A 3,477-nucleotide genomic window follows, 5' to 3' on the forward strand; every position below is an offset into this window, starting at 1 on the left:
CGCCTGCGCGAACTGGCCTTCCTCAACTCGGGCGTGACGATCGAGCTGAAGGATGAACGCGGGGAAGGGCGATCGGACACCTTCGCGTACGAGGGCGGCATCCGCTCGTTCGTGCAGCACCTGGCGCAGTTGAAGACCGCACTGCACCCGAACGTGATCAGCCTCCTCTCCGAGCAGGACGGTATCGTCGTCGACCTCGCGATGCAGTGGACCGACTCCTACCAGGAGACGATGTTCTGCTTCACCAACAATATTCCCCAGCGTGACGGCGGCACCCACCTCACCGGTTTCCGCGCTGCGCTGACCCGCTCGCTGCAGAACTACATCGAGAAGGAGGGCCTGGCCAAACACGCCAAGGTCGCGCCTACCGGCGACGACATGCGCGAAGGGATGATTGCGGTGCTGTCGGTGAAAGTGCCCGACCCGAAGTTTTCCTCGCAAACCAAGGACAAACTGGTTTCCTCTGAGGTGAAAACCGCGGTGGAGCAGGCGGTCAACGAGAAGCTCAGCGAATTCCTGCTGGAGCACCCGAACGAGGCGAAGGCGATCGCGTCCAAGGTGGTCGACGCCGCCCGCGCCCGCGAAGCCGCCCGCAAAGCGCGTGAGATGACTCGCCGCAAGGGCGCGCTGGACATCGCCGGCCTGCCCGGCAAGCTGGCCGACTGTCAGGAAAAGGACCCGGCGCTGTGCGAACTGTTCCTGGTCGAGGGCGACTCCGCCGGCGGCTCGGCGAAGCAGGGCCGCAACCGCAAGACCCAGGCCGTGCTGCCGCTGAAAGGCAAGATCCTCAACGTCGAGAAGGCGCGTTTCGACAAGATGCTGTCCTCCGCCGAAGTCGGCACCCTGATCACCGCATTGGGCACGGGCATCGGCAAGGACGACTACAACCCGGACAAGCTGCGCTACCACCGCATCATCCTGATGACCGACGCCGACGTCGACGGTTCGCACATCCGCACCTTGCTGCTGACCTTCTTCTACCGCCAGATGCCGGAGCTGATTGAGCGCGGCCACGTCTACATCGGCCTGCCGCCGCTGTACAAGGTGAAGCAGGGCAAGCAGGAGCTGTACATCAAGGACGACGCGGCGCTGAACGACTACCTGATCTCCAGCGCGGTCGACAACGCTTCGCTGACCTACAGCCCGGACGCGCCGCCGATCACCGGCGAGGCCCTGGAAAAGCTGTTGCGCGGTTACCAGCACGCGCTGGATCAGATCGCCAAGCTGGCGCATCGCTTCGACGCCGCAGTGTTCAATGCGCTGCTGGAACATCCCCCGATCCATGCCGAGCTTTGGGCCGATGAAGCCGCCATGCAGGCATGGCTTGATGGCGCCGCCGGACGGCTGGCCGCCAGTGGCCTGGGCAAACCGCACTACCGCATGGCGTTGCGCCCGGCGCAGGGCGAACAGGTGGTCGCGATCGAGGTGGTCAGGGAGCAGCACGGGTTGACCCACACCTGGCTGTTGCCGCAGCCGTTCTTCAGCAGCAACGAATTCCGGCCCATCCTGGCGATGAGTCAGCAGATCGCCGGCATGATCCAGCCCGATGCCGTGGTGCGCCGTGGCAACGCCTCGCGCGGCGTGCTGAGCTTCCTGGAAGCACGCAACTGGCTGCTGGACGAGGCCAAGAAGGGCCGCAGCATCCAGCGCTTCAAGGGTCTGGGCGAAATGAACCCCGAACAGCTGTGGGACACCACCGTGAATCCGGAAACCCGGCGCATGCTGCAGGTGGGCATCGAGGATGCGATCGCCGCCGACCAGATGTTCTCGATGCTGATGGGCGAAGCCGTGGAGCCGCGTCGCGAGTTCATCGAGGCCAACGCGCTGAAGGTGGCCAATCTCGACATCTGACCATTCGCCCGAGTATGCATCAGTCGTCGCCAAGTGATTGATTTTCAACGAGCTTCCATGCGGCGTTGCAGCTTGTTATCGCACGCCGGCTCGGGTTAATCTCCACAGTTCCCCCGCGTCACTCGATCGATACGCGCAGACAAAACGAGGATCACCATGAAGCATGTCCGTGGATTGACCATGCTGGCGAGTGCGGCATTGTTGCTCGGCCTTGCCAGCAGCCCGGTTCTGGCGCGCAAGCATGAAGACACGCCGAAGAAGGAAGTGCTTTATCCCAACGCCAGCCGGACGGAGCCGAAACTCGACCTGACCAGCGAAAAGGACCAGAAGAACCTCAACGAAGGCCTGGACGCGGTCAACGCGGGAGACAAGGTCAAGGCCCAGCAGGTCCTGCAGCCGATCGTCGATGGCAGCAAGAGCAAGTATGCGCAGGCGCTGGCTCTCCAGGGGCTGGCCAACCTTGCTTACAACGATGGTGACGTCAAGGGAGCAATCAGCCTGCTGCAGCGCTCGTTGGCCATCGGCGTGATTCCGAACGACACCTACTTCCAGCTGCAGTACATGCTTGCCCAGTTCCAGTTGGCCGACGAGCAGTACCAGGCTGCGCTTGACACCGTCGCGAAATGGCGCGCCGAAGGCAAGAAGGAAACCGCCGACTCCTACGCGCTCGAGGGCAACGCGTATTACCGCCTCGCCAAGTATCCAGAGGCAATCGCCGCGATCACCAAGGCCAAGTCGCTGACCACCAAGGCTGAGCCGAGCTGGGACCAGATCCTGATGGCCAGCTACGCCGAATCCGGCCAGGACGACAAGGCGGCCGCACTGGCCACCAGTCAGCTCAATTCGAATCCGGACGATCCCAATGCGCTGAACAACGCCGTGGCCGTGCTGATGCAGGCGCACAAGTACCCTGAAGCGATCCAGCTGATGGAGAAGGCTCGTGCAGCCGGTACGCTGACCAAGGAATCACATTACGTGAACCTGGCCAAGCTGTACCTGATCACCGGCCAGGAAAGCGCCGATCCGGCCCCCAATGCCGCCAAGGCCACCCAGGTCCTGGAAGAGGGCATGAGTAAGGGCGTGGTCAAGCCGACGGCAGAGACCTATGTGCTGCTGGGACAGGCTGCCGAGATCGGCAACAAGACCGACAAGGCCGTCGGCTACTACACGAAGGCTCAGCCGCTCGCCAGCGACGGCGAACCGGCGCTTCGAGCGAGCCGCCTGATGCTCAGCGAAAGCAAGTACAAGCAGGCCAAGACCCTGGTCCAGACCGCCCTCGACAAGGGCGTCAAGGAGAAGGGCAAGGCCTACATGATCCTGGCCGAGTGCGAGCGTGGCATGAAGAACAAGCCTGCCGCCGTTGCCGCCATGAAGAAGGCCGCGCAGGATCCGGAAACCGCCGCGAAGGCCAAGGCCTGGTTGCAGAAGGCCGGCGCCGGCTGAGCGGCAAATCGCATGGCCAGCTGCGGGATGGAATGGCTGTCCATCCGCCCCGCAGCGCTATACAAACGCCATGTGCTGTTGTAACGTTGAAACCTTCCCCTGCGTCTCCCCAGTGGCAAGTTCTCTCCGGCTCCGTCCAGGCATCAGACGGATCCGGGCCAAGCCCTGCGGCAACGTTCTCTT

At 63.2% G+C, this 3,477-nt stretch carries 2 protein-coding genes; both read left to right on the forward strand.

All coding sequences use genetic code 11. The features are described 5' to 3' along the window. A partial coding sequence (locus VFN25_RS06800) for a DNA gyrase subunit B (RefSeq protein ID WP_325140163.1) occupies positions 1-1,851 on the forward strand: 1,851 nt, incomplete at its 5' end. 156 nt (positions 1,852-2,007) lie between these two features. After that, positions 2,008-3,294 carry a tetratricopeptide repeat protein gene (locus tag VFN25_RS06805; RefSeq protein WP_414648883.1) on the forward strand — a complete coding sequence of 429 codons (1,287 nt, stop codon included), beginning with the start codon at positions 2,008-2,010 and terminating at the stop codon, positions 3,292-3,294. Positions 3,295-3,477: the final 183 nt, after the last annotated feature.

It is taken from the genome of Dokdonella sp. (genome assembly GCF_035703485.1).
Taxonomy (GTDB): Bacteria; Pseudomonadota; Gammaproteobacteria; order Xanthomonadales; family Rhodanobacteraceae; genus Dokdonella.